The organism is Acidobacteriota bacterium, from assembly GCA_026393675.1.
GTDB lineage: Bacteria > Acidobacteriota > Vicinamibacteria > Vicinamibacterales > JAKQTR01 > JBAXOX01.
The window spans coordinates 74,015-89,359 of record JAPKZQ010000016.1 but is presented as its reverse complement, the minus strand read 5'-3'; the positions used below and the strand labels follow the sequence as shown (position 1 = coordinate 89,359).

Annotated in this window: 10 protein-coding genes; 7 read left to right on the top strand and 3 right to left on the bottom strand. The window is 64.4% G+C overall.

The window, feature by feature from the left end; genetic code table 11:
• Positions 1–642 precede the first annotated feature (642 nt).
• Both NT151_06255 and NT151_06250 read left to right on the top strand, forming a co-directional pair.
• Complete coding sequence (locus NT151_06255; GenBank protein MCX6538523.1) at positions 643–1,656, top strand: integron integrase; 1,014 nt, start codon at positions 643–645, stop codon at positions 1,654–1,656.
• Positions 1,657–1,749: 93 nt separating this feature from the next.
• On the top strand, positions 1,750–2,283 hold the full coding sequence (locus NT151_06250; protein MCX6538522.1) for a MerR family transcriptional regulator: 534 nt from the start codon (positions 1,750–1,752) through the stop codon (positions 2,281–2,283).
• Here the strand turns inward: NT151_06250 and NT151_06245 are convergent.
• The gene (locus tag NT151_06245) at positions 2,240–2,887 is read right to left on the bottom strand and encodes a YigZ family protein (GenBank protein MCX6538521.1); all 648 of its coding nucleotides are present in this window, start codon (positions 2,885–2,887) and stop codon (positions 2,240–2,242) included. The genes NT151_06250 and NT151_06245 overlap by 44 nt on opposite strands.
• Positions 2,884–4,209 (bottom strand): amino acid permease, encoded by a 1,326-nt coding sequence (locus tag NT151_06240; GenBank protein MCX6538520.1) that lies wholly within the window; start codon positions 4,207–4,209, stop codon positions 2,884–2,886. The genes NT151_06245 and NT151_06240 overlap by 4 nt, the downstream gene beginning before the upstream one ends.
• A 156-nt stretch (positions 4,210–4,365) precedes the next feature.
• On the opposite strand from NT151_06240, the gene NT151_06235 reads away from it, so the two are divergent.
• From NT151_06235 to NT151_06215, 5 genes are all read left to right on the top strand, one after another.
• Entirely contained in the window at positions 4,366–5,247 is an 882-nt protein-coding gene (locus NT151_06235; protein ID MCX6538519.1) for a DUF3014 domain-containing protein, read from the top strand.
• A 161-nt stretch (positions 5,248–5,408) separates the two neighbouring features.
• Entirely contained in the window at positions 5,409–8,897 is a 3,489-nt protein-coding gene (locus tag NT151_06230; protein MCX6538518.1) for a TonB-dependent receptor, read from the top strand.
• A gap of 18 nt (positions 8,898–8,915) precedes the next feature.
• Complete coding sequence (locus NT151_06225) at positions 8,916–11,063, top strand: VWA domain-containing protein (protein MCX6538517.1); 2,148 nt, start codon at positions 8,916–8,918, stop codon at positions 11,061–11,063.
• Between the two features lie 16 nt (positions 11,064–11,079).
• Positions 11,080–11,493, top strand: coding sequence for a peptide-methionine (R)-S-oxide reductase MsrB (msrB, locus tag NT151_06220; protein MCX6538516.1), 414 nt, complete (start codon positions 11,080–11,082; stop codon positions 11,491–11,493).
• A 303-nt stretch (positions 11,494–11,796) separates the two neighbouring features.
• Positions 11,797–12,894 (top strand): peptidylprolyl isomerase, encoded by a 1,098-nt coding sequence (locus tag NT151_06215; protein MCX6538515.1) that lies wholly within the window; start codon positions 11,797–11,799, stop codon positions 12,892–12,894.
• A 3-nt stretch (positions 12,895–12,897) separates the two neighbouring features.
• Here the strand turns inward: NT151_06215 and NT151_06210 are convergent, their stop codons facing one another.
• Positions 12,898–15,327: a hypothetical protein gene (locus NT151_06210; protein ID MCX6538514.1), complete on the bottom strand. Its 2,430-nt coding sequence runs from the start codon at positions 15,325–15,327 to the stop codon at positions 12,898–12,900.
• Positions 15,328–15,345: the final 18 nt, after the last annotated feature.

The window sequence follows — 15,345 nt, the reverse complement described above, 5'->3', positions numbered from 1 at the left end:
CGGTCGTCAGCAGGCATGATGCGCGCGCGACGGGGCGAATAGCGATCGATCAGAAGAGAAACCGGCGGTCAATGACAGGGGCGGTCGGCAGGTATTGAGTGACAGCGAGCGGGACTGCCGCGAAGCGGTTTAGTTCAACGTGTAATTAGCCTGCGGCGCTCCGCCGCCGCTCTCTCCCTATACGCTGCAGCGGTTCGCAGCGTAATGTCTTACGCACCGTTGTTGGCTGCACGCGGTAACTCCTTCCCCGACGGCCACTTGTCTCAAGCAGGCAGGTGGCGACATCAGGGGTATACGCTGCAGCCGTCCCAAGCGTAATGGGATTACGGGCGGTTCGAAGGGGCACGGCGGGGGCACGACGAGACGTGGCCGGATCGTATACTTTCACCGACGCAGAAGTACGCAGAATCTGCCAACAGCAGAATCTGCCGACCCGGCCTTCGATATCCACTCTTCACGGGCTTGGTGGACGAGCAGGTGGCAGCAGGCACCGCCAAGGGCTGGGAATCTGTGCTCGCTCAATCCAGCGGTGGCACGAGCTTCGCAACAGGCCGACCAGTAGGCCACGACATGCAGCCACGCAATCTGACCCGGAGCGCCCACGTATCCCACGGAGTAACGTCAGCCCCCGTCACAGGCGCGCTGACGTCGTCAAAACCACCGGCCGCCCCGACCGAGGATCCACCTCCCAATCTCCGTCCGCCCAAGCTGCTCGACCAGGTGCGTTTGGCATGCCGAATTAGACACCTGAGCGACCGGACGGAAGAAGCCTACGTCGGCTGGATCCGACGATTCATCCTCTTCCACCACAAGCGCCACCCCGCCACCATGGCGGCACCCGACGTCGCTTCGTTCCTGTCGTCGCTCGCGACCGACCACCACGTCAGCGCGTCCACCCAGAACCAGGCCCTGTCCGCATTGCTCTTCCTCTACCGCGTGATCATCAACCGTGATCTCGATCCGTTGCCAAACGTGGTCCGCGCACGGACCCCGCTCCGCCTCCCGGTGGTCCTCTCGGTCGACGAAGTGCGGCTCGTCCTGGCCCATCTCCGCGGCACGCCTCGATTGGTCGCCCTCCTGCTCTACGGCGCCGGCCTGCGACTTTCCGAATGCCTCGACTTGCGCATCAAGGACGTGGACGTCGCCCGCAATCAGATCAGTGTCAGGCAGGGCAAGGGTCGCAAGGACCGCCAAACGGTCTTGCCCACCGCCGCTCAACAACCCCTGTCGGCTCACCTGGAAGAGGTGCGCCGCCTACACGATGATGACCTGCGCCATGGCCTCGGCAGGGTCGTGCTGCCCGACGCCTTGACCGCCAAGTTCCCGAACGCGGACAGGTCCTGGCTGTGGCAGTTCGTCTTCCCCGCCTCGCGCGTGTGCCGGGATACTCGATGGGGCGATCCGACACGCTTTCACCTGCACGAATCAGTCATTCAACGCGCAGTCATCGAGGCGGTGCGCGCCGCAGGTCTCACAAAGCGCGCAACCTGTCACTCGCTTCGACATTCGTTCGCGACACATCTCCTGGAAAACGGCTACGACATCCGCACGGTGCAGGAACTGCTGGGGCATCGCGATGTTGCCACCACGATGATCTACACACACGTCCTGATGCGTGGCGCACTTGGTGTGCGAAGCCCGGCGGACAGCCTCTGACGAGAGGGGGCTCTCGATGCCTTCCCTCCGTCCGGCCATCCGTCTATGCTTGACCTGTCTAGTACTGACAGGTTCATTCTGAGATCAGACGCGATGATGACTGTCACGACAATGGCCCGGCGGTTCGGTCTCAGCCGCAGCACGCTGCTGTACTACGAGTCGACGGGCCTGCTCCGCCGTCCGCCGCGGACGGAGGGCAACTACCGCGCGTACACGGAGCAGGACGTGCTGCGCCTGCAACAGATCTGCGTGTACCGCAAGGTGGGCCTGAGCCTGGCCGCCATTCGCACCGTGCTCGATCGCCAGGGCGGAGGCGCCAGCGTCGTGCTGGAGCGCCGGCTCGTCGAGATCGACGCCGAGGTCGAGGCGCTCCGCGGTCATCAGCGCGATATCCTGCGCCTGCTTCAGCGCTCGCGCAGCTTCAGGAGGAATCAGATGATCACGAAGGAGAAGTGGGTTTCCATCATGAAGGCCTCGGGGTTTACCGACGCCGACATGCACCGCTGGCACGCCGAATTCGAGAAGGCGGCGCCGGCGGAACACCAGGAATTCCTCGAATTCCTGCACATCCCAACTGCCGAGATCACGAAGATCCGGGAGTGGAGCCGGACGATGAAGACGGCGTAATCCTGCCCTGCCCGCGCGTGGCGTCCAGGACGGCCGCGCGCAGTCCTGCGACGCTCGCGCCGGGCAGGCGCACCTCGTACTGCACATCGGCCTGGTAGCGCTCGGCGATGACCTCCGCTTCGAAGGCCGGGAAAATCTGCTGCATCGCCGAGACAGCCGCATACGACACCACAATCTCGAGCGTCGTCAACTCGACGTGCTCGCCGCGCGGCATCGTGGCGAGCGCCTTCTGCACACCGCCGCCGTAGGCCCTGACCAGACCGCCGGTGCCGAGTTTCGTGCCGCCGTAGTACCGCGTTACGACCGCCGCGACATCACCAACCCCGCTATGCAACAGCATGGTGAGCATTGGCCGGCCCGCCGTGCCATGAGGTTCCCCATCGTCGCTCATCCCCACCCGGCCCGTGTCTCCGGGCGGCCCGACGACGTACGCCCAGCAGTTGTGGGTGGCGTCAGCGAATTCGCGTCTCACATCCTCAACAAACGCGGTGGCGGCTTCGATCGAATCGACACGCGCCATCGTCGTGATAAAGCGGCTGCGACTGATCTCTTCCTCGACGCGGTGTCGGCCCGCCGGGACCGGGTAGCGTGCGGGCGCGGTCATGGGACCTGCGAAGGGTCTGGCAGGAATTGCCGTCGGACCCGGTAGTAGACGATGGCGATCGCCGCGATCGCGAGAACGGCGACGGCCTCGACGAGCCTGGACTGGGCCAGGAGCCAGAGCACCGTGACGATACCAAGCAGCGAAATCAGTGGGCCACCCGGTGCGCGAAACGCACCCGGCGCCCGCGGTCTCGTCAGGCGCAACTTGAGTGCCGCCACGCACACGACCAGATAGACCAGCAGCAACGAGACGCTGGCGAGCACGGCGAGCGGCCGGAAGGCGCCGGTGAGCGCAAGGACACACGCCAAACCGGCATAGGCGGCAATCGCCACGTGCGGCGTGTGGAATCGTGGGTGCACGCGGGCGAGCACACGCGGCAGCACTCCGCGCTCGGCCACCGGCAGCACGGCGCGCGGCGATGCCAGCATGTCGCCGGCCAACGTGCCGAAAATCGCGACCGCCATGCACGCGACGATCAGCCGCCAGCCCACCGGGCCGAACAGCCGCCCAGCCACGGCCGCCAGCGGCGCGTCAGTGGTCCCGGCGAGTTCGGCGCCAAGCACACCCTGGCTCACGACCTGAACAGACACGTAGATCAGAATCAGGGCGGCCGTGCCACCGAGGATCCCGCGGGGAATCGTGCGAGCCGGATCACGAATCTCGCCGCTCGGCGTGAGTGCCGCCTCGGCGCCGCTGAACGCAAAGAACAACAACAGCGAGGCCTCACCGACCCGCGCCGCCGACGGCCACTCGGTCCAGCGGAGCTCGGACCAGTTCATCGCCAGCCATCCCGCACCAATCACCAACAACAGTGGCGCGAGTTTGGCGACAGTGGTGGCCACAGCAACTCGGGCGCCCTGCCTGACGCCGAGGATGTTTACGGCCGCCAGCCCGCCGAACAGCGCCACCAGTGTGGCCGCGCGCACCAAGCCGTCTCCGAGTGCCGGGACAACCGACGCCATCGCATCCACGAACACGAGCGAGATGGCCGCGTCGGAGGCCACGCAAAAGAGGATCGAGTAGATCACCCACGCGACAAAACCCGCCATCGGCCCAAACCCATCCTCGATGTACGCGATGGCGCCACCCGATCGCGTCACCTGGCTCCCGATCTCGACAAAACAGGTCAGGACGAGCGCGATAGCAAGGCCACAGACCAGGTACGCCAGGATAGCCGCCGGCCCGAGGATGGCCGCCACCGCAGCGGGCAGGGCGAAGATGCCTGCGCCGAGCGACAGATTGACGGCGTTGATGCCAAGGGTCCACGGACCAATCGCACGGTCGAGTGTGGCGTCGGGTGCGGGATCGATGTTCGCGCTCACTCGGCGTCCCTGTAAAGGGTGGCCGGCTGCACGACGATCGGGTGCGTGATGAGGGAGGCCATGCCCACAGCATACCCTCTGGCGGAATTTCACCGCCACCACGGTTTTCCTGCCAACCGGGGTCTGGTTTGGCGTCTAATACGGGAGAGGTGTCGCATGGATCCGCTGGATGACATCCGCATCGATCCCGGGCTCGAACAGCCAGATACACCCGAACCTCCCCCGCCGCGCACTGAATCCTGGCACGTCGTCGGCATAGTCGCGGCCATTGTTGTCGTCGTCGCGCTAGTCGCGGCGTATTTCTGGTTCCGCAGGCCTGCGACAGACCGACCGGTTGCGTCGACTCAACAGGCGGCACAATCGGCTGCGGACGTTCGCGGGCCGCTCGGCCCGCCGGTCGATGCTATTGAACTGCCGCCCTTGTTCCTCACAGACCCCCTGGTCCGCGACCTCATCGGTCGCCTGTCCTCTCATCCGGAAGTGATGGCATGGCTGGCCACCGATGGTCTCATCCGCAATCTGGTTGCCTGTCTTGACAACGTCGCGTCCGGACAGTCCCCGGCCAGGCACCTGGCGCGCCAGTCGCCGAGGGCGCCGTTTCGTGCGGTGCCGCGCAGTGGAGCGTTCGTCCTTGATCAAGGCTCGTACGCGCGCTACACGGGAATCGCCGACGCCGTGGCCTCGCTGGATCCGGCGGGTCTCGCCCGCGTCTACTCGATGCTCAAGCCAAGGATGGTCGACGCGTATCGCGAGTTGGGACACCCCGAAGGCGACATCGACGCCGCGACAGAGCGTGCCATCAGCGTCCTGCTGCAGGCGCCCGTCATCGAGGGCGAGATCGCGCTCATCGAAAAGGTCATCTCATACAAGTTCCAGAAAGAGGAACTCGAGGCACTCGAACCAGCCCAGAAACACCTGCTCAGGATGGGACCGCGCAACCAACGGGTCATTCAGGACCAACTGAGGGCAATTGCCCGGGAACTGGGCGTCCCTGACAAGCGATTGCCAGCCCGCCCAGGACCCGCCGCCGCCAGATAGCAGCAGCACGTGAAATCATGACAAGTTCGTGACAGACTGGAACTTGGGAAACACCTGACCCCAACCCGGCGTATTTCCTACTGCGACACCTGAAGTCTGCGCTGGAAACGTGTTTCTGAACCCGTGGTTTGGCGCTTCTGGCTTTAATGCTGAGAGACGATGTGAAAAAGCCCCATTCTTCCATCCTGATTGCCGCGGTCATGCTGGCCAGCGCGTACGTCGTGGTCATCGCTCAAAGCCCGGGCACGCCGCCTCAGACACCGTCAAGTCCCGCGTGCACCATCAGCGGGACGGTCAGCGCGGGCCAGGCGAAACTGCCCGGCGTGGCCATCACGGTGGTGCCCAAGGATGGCGGCAATCCCCTTCTGACGTCGACCGGCCTTGACGGGTCATTCAGGGTTCATCCTGGGAAACCCGGGGACTACGACGTGCTCGCCGAGTTGAGCGCGTTCGCAAGCGCCGTGAAGACCATCACGGTCGGTCCGGATTGCCAGGCGAAGGTCGAGTTGACGACGACGTTGAGGTCGCGAGCACCTGCCGCTGCGGCGACGCCGGCGCCGGCCGCTGCGGCCGCGACGACGCCGCCGGTGACCCTGCAACAGCGACCACAGGCGGGCGGCCAGCAGTTCCAGCGCGTGGCGCCGGTGGCCGGAGCCCGAGCGGGTCAGCGGGGCCAGGCCGCCGGGGTTGGAGCCGCAACAGGAGCTGATGCAGGAGGAATTGGCGCGGCGGAAGACGCGCAAGCCGTGGCGCAGCACTTGAGCCTGCCAGCCGGATTCACCGCGGAATCGGTGTCGGAGTCTGTGACGACATTTGGATCGAACACACAGATGAACGACGCGTTCCTGTTTGGAGGACGCGGTGAAGGCGGCCGGGGCGGCATGGGTGGCGAGGGCGGATTTGGTGGCATCGGCGGGGCCGGCGGCGAGGGCCAGGGCGGCCTGCCAGGCATGGGGCAGATGGGCGGCGGATTCGCGGCCGGCGCATTTGGCCTTGGCGGCGGTCCGGGTGGCGGTGGTGGCGGCGGTCGAGGTGGCGGCGGTGGTGAAGGCGGCGGCGGCCGCGGCGGCGCGGGTGGTGGCGGGCGGCCCGGCTTCGGCAATATCAGGAGCAATCGGCCAAGCGGGCAGGCGTCGTACACCCTGGGCGGCTCGATGCTCAACGCGCAGCCCTACGCGCTCAACGGTCAGTCGCCGGCGCAGCCCAGTTTTCTGAATCAGCGCTACACCTTTGCCATCGGCGGACCGGCAAAGATCCCCGGACTCTTTGATCTCGGGACGCGCACGTCGTGGTTCCTCAACTACTCGGGCAGCCACGGTTCCAATCTGTACGATTCCTATTCGCAGGTGCCCAGTCTCGCATCGCGGACCGGCGACTTCTCGCCACTGTCAACATCTGTGATCGATCCGCTGACGGGGCTCCCGTTCCCGGGCAACCAGATTCCCGCGAACCGGATCAGCCCGGCGTCGGCAGCGCTCCTCCAGTACATTCCGGCGCCAAACCAGGCAGGCGCTACGCAGAACTACCACCTGTCTAGCACGACCATCAGCAACGGCGACGACATCAACTTCCGGTTTACGCGGACGTTTGGCACCCCACCGACCGGGCGCGGCGGACGCGGCGGGGGGGGTGGCGGCGGCGGACGCGGCGGGGGCGGACGCGGCGCGATGATGAACAACGTCGTCAACCTGAATCTCGGCGTTCAGTTCAGCCGGTCAGACAGTTCGCAGTTGACAGGGTTTCCTGGAATCCAGGGCGCGAGTCACCGAACGGGCTGGAACGTGCCGGTCAATCTGTCGTTTGGCAAATGGGGATTCATGAACACGCTGTCGGTGCAGTTCAACCGCAGCAAGTCCGCGACCACCAACCAGTTTGGCGGCGTCACCAATGTCGCTGGGGCGGCGGGAATCGTCGGCGTGTCGCCTGATCCGTTTGACTGGGGTGTCCCGACGGTGACCTTCTCGAGCGGCTTGTCGTCGTTGCGCGACGTCAATCCAACGGAAAGCCTCAACCAGACCCTCGCGATCAACGGCTCGATGATGAAGATGAAGGGCAAGCACACGATGCGGTGGGGCGGCAACTTCCAGAGCCTGCTCTCGGAGAACCGCAGTAATGCCAACGCGCGTGGCAGTTTCACGTTCACGGGTGCCTACACCGGTGGGGGCACTGGAAATCAGACGGGTCTCGACTTTGCCGACTTCCTGTTGGGGCTGCCTCAACAGGCCACACTGCAGTACGGCCCCGGGCTCGAGAGCTTCCACGCGCGATCGTATTCGGCCTACTTCCAGGACGACTACCGCTTCTCAGGTGCCGTCACGTTGAGTCTCGGTCTGCGGTACGAGTATCAATCGCCGTACACGGAAGCCGACAATCGCCTGGTGACGTTGGACGTCCCGTCGGACTTCTCGGCGGCCACGTCGGTACAGGCCGGCCAGACCGGGCCCTATACCGGCGCCTTCCCGCTGACCATCGTCCATCCCGATCGGAACAACGTGGCCCCGCGTCTGGGCGTGGCGTGGCGAGCCAACCAGAAGACGACGGTGCGCGGCGGGTATGGCATCAACTACGCCTCGGTGCCGTACATGTCGATGGCGCAGAAGCTGGCGGGTCAGCCGCCGTTCGCCACCACCAACACGGTGATCGGGGCGGCGACGACGCCGCTGCTGATGGCGACCGTGTTTGCCCCAGGGCCGCCGGCGAACACGACGACGAACACGTTTGGTGTCGATCCCAACTACAACATTGGATACGTGCAGATCTGGAACGTCGACGTGCAGCGCGAGATCAACCGCACGTGGTCGGCGGGTCTCACTTATACAGGCACGAAGGGCTCGTCGCTGGATCTGCTGCGGGCTCCGAACCGCGGCCCGAGCGGCCTGCGCATCCCGAACGTGCAGGCGTTCACCTGGGAATCGTCGGGCAGCACGTCGATCATGAACGCGCTGTCGATGCGGGTGCGCAAGCGATTGTCGATGGGCTTCTCGGGAGGTGTCACCTACACGCTGTCGAAGTCGATGGATGACGCCTCGTCGATTGGCGGCGGCGGCGCCGTGGTGGCGCAGAACGATCAGAACCTGGCGGCCGAGTGGAGCCGTTCGAGCTTCGATCAGCGCCATCGCGTGTCGGCCGACTTTGCTTACGAGTTGCCGTTTGGCGCAAACCGGAAGTGGCTGGCTGGCGAAGGCGTGCTCAACAAAATCGTCGGCGATTGGATTCTGAACGGAACGTTGTCCTACGCCTCTGGAAGTCCCTTCACGGCCAGAATTATCGGCGCGTCCTCCGACATCAGCCGCGGCACCAACGGCACGCTGCGCGCCGACTACAACGGCCAGGCGATCGACCTGTCGAACCCGACGATGGCGCTGTTCTTCAATACCGCCGCCTTCTCGGTGCCGGCGGCGGGCACGTTCGGCAACTCGGCGCGCAACCTGATCACCGGCCCCACCAATACCACGTTCAACATGTCCATGTCGAAGAGCATGCGGTACGCGGGCAACCGGAGCATGTCGTTGCGCATCCAGGCCAACAACGTGCTGAACATGCCGCAGTGGGGCTCCATCGGTACCGTGTTCAATTCACTGACCTTTGGCAGGGTCGTCTCGATGCGATCCATGCGCAGCGTGCAGATCATTGCGCGCTTCAGCTTCTAACCCGAACGGAGTTACATCATGCGATCGCCACGTCACTCCGTGTTCCGGTTGTTCCTGCTGCTCTTCGGCGCGGCTGTGTGCGCGACGACACTCGGGGCCGCTGCGGGCCAGGCCCCGCCGCCCCAGAAGCCGCGGGCCGTCTTCCGGTCGGCCGTCGACCTGGTCACCGTCAATGTCGTCGTGCGCGACAAGAACGGCACCGTCGTCAAGGGCCTGAAGCGCGACGATTTCATTGTGCTCGAGGACGGCAAGCCACAGACCGTCGACACGTTTGATTTCGAAGAGGTCGACGCCGCGGACAATCCTCCGCCGCCATCGGCGATCCCGACGATCCTCGGCGGCGTCGGCAAACCGCTTCCTGCGCCGCTCGTCGGGCGTCCGGTCGTCGATATGCACGACCGGCGGCTGGTCGTGTTGATGTTCGATCTCAGCTCAATGGCCGTGGAGGACACACAGCGGGCGCTGGATGCCGCGCGGGACTACGTGAACACGAAGGTGGGTCAGGCCGACACCGTCGCCATCGTGACGTACGCCTCGTCGTTGGACGTCGCGCAGGACTTCACGTCGGACAAGAACGTGCTGCTCAATACCATCGATCGATTGAACGGCATCGAGGGCATGGGGTTCGAGGAGATGGTGGCGGTCGATCCGGATGCGACCACTGACGATACGAATGGCGCCTTCGTCGCCGACGACACCGAGTTCAACATGTTCAACACCGACCGGCGCCTGCAGGCGCTCCGGTCGATGGTTGATGCGCTCTCGGGCATCCAGCAGAAGAAGTCGCTGGTCTACTTCAGCAGCGGCATGAATCAGACCGGCATGGACAATCGCGTCGCGATGCGCGGGGTGATTGATCGGGCCGTCCGCACGAACCTGTCGATCTACTCGGCCGATATGCGGGGCTTGCAGGCCGTTGTCCCGGGTGGCGATGCCAGCCGTGCCAGCACGCGGGGCGTGTCCGCGTTCAACGGACGGGGCGTGTCGAGCGCGTTTAGTTCGATGAGCGCGTCGCAGGATGCGTTGTCGTCGCTCGCAGAGGATACCGGCGGGCGGGCGTTCTTCGATCGCAACGACTTCGGCGGAGTGTTCGATCGGGTGATCGCCGACACGTCGGCGTACTACGTCCTCGGCTACAGCAGCACGAACACGTCGCGTGACGGTCGGTTCCGCCGCGTGCGAATCCAGTTGAAAAGGACCGACCTGAAACTCGAGTACCGGGTTGGCTACTATGCGCAACGCGACTTCACACACTCAACCAAAGACGACCGCGAGCAGTTGCTGATGGAGCAACTCGCCTCGGATCTGTCGGTCACCGACCTGCCGGTCTACGCCTCGTCGGCCTACTTCCGCCTGAAGGGGAACCACTACTACGTGCCGGTGTGGCTCGTCGTCCCGGGCTCACGCGTGCCATTCACCAAGGCGGGTGACAAGAGCAAGGCCACGCTCGATGTGCTGGGCGTGCTGGTTGACTCGCGACAGATCCCCGTCGCCCGGATGCGCGACACGGTCAACCTGGCGCTGGGATCGACCGAAAACACCGAGCGCAAGGCCGTGCAGTACGCGACCAGCTTCGAGCTGCCGCCTGGCACGTATCGGCTGAAGGTGGTGATCCGCGAGAACCAGGGCGGCACGATGGGCTCGTTCGAAACCTCCCTGGTGGTTCCGGATCTCGACAGGAGCCCGGTGAAGATCAGCTCGGTGGTCCTCGGCTCGAACCTGGCGGCGGTGTCGAAAAAGGACGATCGGAACCCGCTGCTCCGCAACGGTCAGGAGTTGGTTGCCAACGTCGCACGGGTCATTCCGAGCGATCAGCATCTCTACTTCTACTACGAGATGTACGATCCGGCGCAGGCCCCGGCGCCGCCGGCTGACCGACAGCCTGGAGCGCCACCGTCGGCCGCACCAGCCGCCGCCAGCCCGGCTGAGCGGCCCATCAGGGTGCTGTCCAGCGTCACCTTCTTCCACGGTCAGCAAAAGGCCTACGAGACCCCGCTTATCGAGGTGCCGGTGCTGACGTCTGCCGACCGGAAGGCCGCCGCGTTCCAGCTCGACATCCCGGCGTCGGAGCTGCAGCCGGGTCTGTACACCTGCCAGGTGAACATCGTCGACGATATCGCCGGCACGTTCGCGTTTCCGCGCATGACGCTCTACATCCGAAAATGAGACCCGTTTCTTTGCCATGGCACACCCACCAGACGGCGTCTTCGAAGTCGCCAAGACCGACCAGGACTGGAAGCAGTCCCTGACGCCCCTGCAGTACGCGGTGCTGCGCCAGCACGATACCGAATTCAGGGGGTCGAGTCCGCTGAACGCCGAGAAGCGCGGCGGCATGTTCGACTGTGCCGGCTGCGGGCAGGCGCTGTTTTCGTCGGACACGAAGTACGACAGTGGCAGTGGATGGCCGAGTTTCTGGACATCGGTCGAGAACGCGGTGGCGTTTACCGAGGACCGCAGGCATGGCATGTTGCGCATCGAGATGCACTGCCGGCGCTGCGGCGGTCACCTGGGTCATGTGTTCCCGGACGGCCCGAAACCAACCGGACGCCGTTTCTGCACCAATGGCGCGGCGCTGACCTTCAAGCCGGCCGAGTAGCGAAGCTTCGCCTCAAACCGCCGACTGCCCGCGCCAGCAATCGGCGCCGGAAGAGTCCCTTCCATTCCGTCATTCCGGCGTACGCCGGAATCCAGTCGTGTACCTCTCTGGACCCCGGATGCCACCCCAACGCGGCTGCCGCGTTGGGGACCCCGGACGCCACCCCAACGCGGCTGCCGCGTTGGGGACCCCGGATGCCGCCGGGGTGACGAGAACTTGCGCTAATCGGCAAGATGAGGCCCATAGAAGACGTTTGGTCTTCGACTACAATCGGGGCTTCTTCTGGCCGAGGAGGGCCCTGGCATGCATCGATTCACTCTCGCCGCGCTCGCGGCTGTCGTCATGGCGTCGGGACTTGCGCAGACCCCCGTCATCAACGCGCAGTCCGGCAAACAGCCGGGCAACTACGGTGACGGCCTCTTCGCCGAGGTTCAGACCAACAAGGGACTCATCGTCCTTCAGTTGGAATTCGAGAAGACGCCGATGACGGTGATGAACTTCGTCGGGCTCGCGGAGGGCACGATCGAGAACAAGGCTCTGCCACCCGGAACCCCGTTCTTCGACGGATCGACGTGGCACCGGGTGGTCGCCGGCCACGTGATTCAGACTGGCATGCCGAAAGCCACCGAACGCGGGCCGGGCTATACGATTCCAAACGAGATCGACCCGTCGTTGAACCACGGCCGCGCAGGCATGCTGGGCATGGCCAACAGCGGACCGCACACCAATTCGAGCCAGTTCTACATTACGCTCGCCGATCGCTCGTACCTCGACGGCATCTACACGGTGTTCGGGCACGTCGTCGCCGGTCTTGATGTCGTCAACACGATCGTGCAGGGCGATACGGTGGAACGGGTGCGGATCATCAGGAGCGGATCGAGGGCTGCCGCGTTCAAGTCGGACAACGCGACGTTCCTGAAGGCGGTTGAACAGGCCAGGGAACGTGTCAAGGCAGACGACGAGCGAAAAGCCCAGGCGGAGGACGCGCAGATCAAGAAGGAGTGGCCGAACGCGCTGACCTCGGCCAAAGGCGCGCGCTACGTCGTCCTGCGCCCAGGCACGGGCGATGCGGTCCAGCCGGGCCGAATCTTGAAGGTCGTCTACGTGGGTCGGTCGTTAGGCGGACGCCCTATCTGCAGTTCGGCCGACGAGGGACGACCTGTCCCGGGGACTGCCGCGCAGCCGTTCGATTACGAGATGGGCAAGACCAAGGTGACGCCCGGGCTCGACGAGGTGCTCCTCAACATGCGCAAAGGCGAGAAGCGCACGGTCATCGTTCAGGGACCGACGAGCTACGGATCGAGCGGGTTCTTCGCCAGAGAGAAGCCCGGCGAGAAACGCTTCGTGATCCCCCCGAACACGACGCTGGTCTACGAGGTGGAACTGCTGGATATCAGGTAGACGTCAGTTCTCGAAGAACCGGCGCATCTTCTGCGATTTCTTGTTGATCGGCTCCGCGTCGATCGCCCACATCCCCCGCCCATGCGTCGCGATGACGATGATGTTGTCGCGCGGGTGGATGATGAGATCGTGCACGTAGGTGGCCGGCAGGTTTGCGCCTAGCGTATCCCACTTCTTTCCGCCGTCGGTGGTCACGTAGACGCCGGTGTCGGTTCCCGCGTACAAGATGTTCTTGTCGACCGGGTCTTCGCGAATCACGTTGACGGGCCCCACCGGAATATTGGCGACGATGCTCGTCCACGTTTTGCCGAAGTCGGTGGACTTCCACACGTAGGGCGTGAAGTCGTCGTCGCGCTTGCCGTTCTGCGTCAGGTAGACGGTGCCGATGTCAAACGCCGACGCAATGATGCGCGAGACCCATTTCTGGTACGGCAGCCCCGCCATGATCTCCGTCCACGTCCTGCCCCCATCTTTGGTCACGTGCACTTTGCCATCGTCGGTGCCGATGTAGACCAGACCGAACCGGCGGGGCGATTCGGCGATCGAGAAGATCGTGTGGTACGGGATGTCGCCCTTCTCCGATGCCGTGTTGTAGGTGAGGTCGGGGCTGATGATCTCCCACGTGTCTCCACGGTCGCGCGAGAACATCAGTTGCTGCATGCCGTGGTACAGCGTCGTGCTGCTGTGCGGCGAGAGAATCGTCGGCGCCAGCCACTCGCCCCTGAAGGCGGCTTCGTCTGGATAGCGTGCCTGCAACAGCTGCTTGGTCCGCTCGCGCCGTGGCTTGCTCAAGTCGGTGCGCGACAGTGTGCCGTAGAACCCGGACGAGTAGACGATGTTCGGATCGGTGGGGTCGATCGCGTGGGTCGATCCTTCCCCACCTGGCGCGTCCTCGAACTCCACCACCTGGATCTTGTCGCGCCCGTCTCTGAGATCCACCACGCCACGGAAGCTGCCGAAATCCTGGGACGACCCGTACACTCGGAACGGCGTGGCCATGTCGAACGACAGATTGAAGAACTGCGTCACCGGCAGCGTGAGGTGCGAGTCCTTCCAGGTCTTGCCGCGATCGTAGGAGATGGCCAATCCCTGATCGAAGACGTTGACGAGGTAGTCGGAATTGTCGGGATCGATCCACAGGCCGTGATGGTCGCCGCCTGGCGTATCGAGAGCCTTGAACGTCTTGCCGCCGTCGGTTGACACGTTGAGGGCCAGCCCCATCGTGTAGACCGTGTCGGGATTGCTCGGGTCCACGCGAATCTGACCAAACACCCATCCGTAGGTGTTGGACGTGTGTTCCATGAACGTCTTTTGCTCAGGACTGATGAGGCCGCTTACCTGCGTCCAGTGTTCACCCTTGTCATCCGAGCGATAGACCGTCGCCCCCTTGATGTAGCCGGCTGACGGCACGCCATAGGGGTCGTTCTTCTCCTCTTCGGTGGGTTGCCGCGACACCTCGTAGTTGTCCACGAGCGCGTACAGGACATTCGGCGTCTTCTGACACACGTCGATGCCGATGCGGCCGCGGAGCTTCGCCTCTGGCAGGCCCGTGTTGATCGGGGCCCACGTCTTCCCGCCGTCCGTCGTCTTGAAGATGCCGCTGCCGCCGTAGTCGGCGAAGTTGCGCGGGTCGTTCCACTTGTAGCGCACGCGCTGCCACATCGCTGCGTAGAGCGTGTTGGGATCGGCCGGATCGATCGCCAGATCAATGGCGCCGGTCTTCTCATTGACGAAGAGCACCTTCTGCCACGACGCGCCGCCGTCGGTCGTCTTGTAGACACCCCGGTCGGCGTTGTTCGTCCACTCATGCCCGGAAGCCGCGACATACACGACATCGGGATTGCTCGGGTGGATCACAATCCTGGGGATCGTGTAGGTATCCGGCAGGCCCATATGCTTCCAGTTCTTGCCGGCGTCGACCGACTTGTACACCCCGATGCCAGCCTGCGAACTCCTGAAGATGTTCGCTTCGCCAGTGCCGATCCAGACGATATTCGGATTGGACGGCGCCACCGTGACGTCGCCAATCGTGGTGGCTGGTCCCTGCTCGAAGATGGCCTCCCACGTCGTCGCCTCGTTGGTGGTCTTCCATAAGCCGCCGCTCGCGGTGGCCACGTACATCGTGTAGGTCTTGCCCTTCGGCGCAACCACCGCGATGTCGACGGCGCGGCCGCTGACGTTTTTCGGGCCGACAAACTGCCACTTCAGATCCTTGAACGGCGATGTCTGTTTCATCGCGGCGTGCTGGTCGAACCCCTTGAGCCGGAGCGTGGGATCGGTCGACGTGATTCTCTGAGCCTTCGACTCGGCTGCCGCCGGTTTCGGTGGCTTCGCCGACTGGGCGTTGAGCCAGAGAGGCATCGTCACAATGGTGAGTGTGGTGACCGTCGCGATCAACACACGGGACGGCCAACGACCAGATCCGGACAACATGAAGACTCCTCCTGCGGG